Raw genomic sequence first — 1,012 nt, forward strand, 5'->3', positions numbered from 1 at the left:
TGATCGAGGACGACGACGCCATCCGGACCGGCCTCGTACTCGCAGCCCTGGTAGCCGATCGGCGTCATGGACTGGACCCAGGCGAGCCCCGAGAGGCCCGCCAGCAGCAGGGCCAGTCCGGCGATCAGCTGCACGAGCACGTTCCCCACCCCCGACTGCCGCCGGCGCCCGCCCGCGGCGCCGTCGATCGTCCCACGGGTGCGGGCCGCCAGGCGCGGTGATTTCGGGCGCGAGGGTGAAGCTCCGTCAGACGGGAGGGGAGGGGGACGGTGGTCGGGTCTCCGGCGGGACCGCCGGCCGGGCTGCTGTGACGTCACCGTCAACGGAGCCCGGCGCGGCGGGCGCCTGGTGGTGCGTGCCGCCCGAGAGGCCGGCGGTACACGCGGAGTTCAGCCGCAGCGCCGTCCGGCCGAGGAGCCGGAGCTCCGGATGGTGCCACCACCGGTCGTCGCTGTTCGGGCGGTCTCCGCCGTCAGGGGTTGATCCTGGTGACGGTCATCTCGATCGGCCAGCCGTTGCTGCCGCAGCTCAGCACCGAGGCCTGCTCCATGCCGCGCGAGCGCTTGCCCTCCGAACCGATGTAGGGGCCGTTGACCCGGCCGGGGCCGGCGCACTTGGCCTTGACGTACCAGGTGCCGCTGCCCCGGCTGCACCAGCCGACGGCGTTGTGCTCGTTCTCGTGGGCGACGTAGGCGGTGCAGCCGCTCGGGCCGCCGGGAGCGGCCGAGGCCACGGGGGCGGCGAGGAGGGTGGCGCCGACGGCCACCGCACCGGCGATCGAAGCGGCGAGACGGCTGATCTTGTGCGGACGGTTCATCAAAGTCCTTGAGAAGAAAGGGAAGTGATCGGTGTGCGAATGCACATGGACAAGCCTGGCAACTGTCCGGTCCGCCTCACCTCGTACTCCGGGACGAGTCTGCCCCCGCCGTCCGACCGGATCCCTACCCGCCGGTAGGGGGGTGTGGCGGCACCGCCGGGCACAGGGACGTGTGTGGCCGAACGGATGCCGGGC

1 protein-coding gene is annotated in these 1,012 nt (G+C 72.6%); it reads right to left on the minus strand.

Annotated elements, in window-relative coordinates:
• Positions 1 to 472 precede the first annotated feature (472 nt).
• Positions 473 to 817, minus strand: a complete 345-nt coding sequence (locus ABZ641_RS39425) for a hypothetical protein (protein ID WP_344625776.1) — start codon at positions 815 to 817, stop codon at positions 473 to 475.
• Positions 818 to 1,012: the final 195 nt, after the last annotated feature.

The organism is Kitasatospora sp. NPDC007106, from assembly GCF_040634455.1.
Classification (GTDB): domain Bacteria; phylum Actinomycetota; class Actinomycetes; order Streptomycetales; family Streptomycetaceae; genus Kitasatospora; species Kitasatospora arboriphila.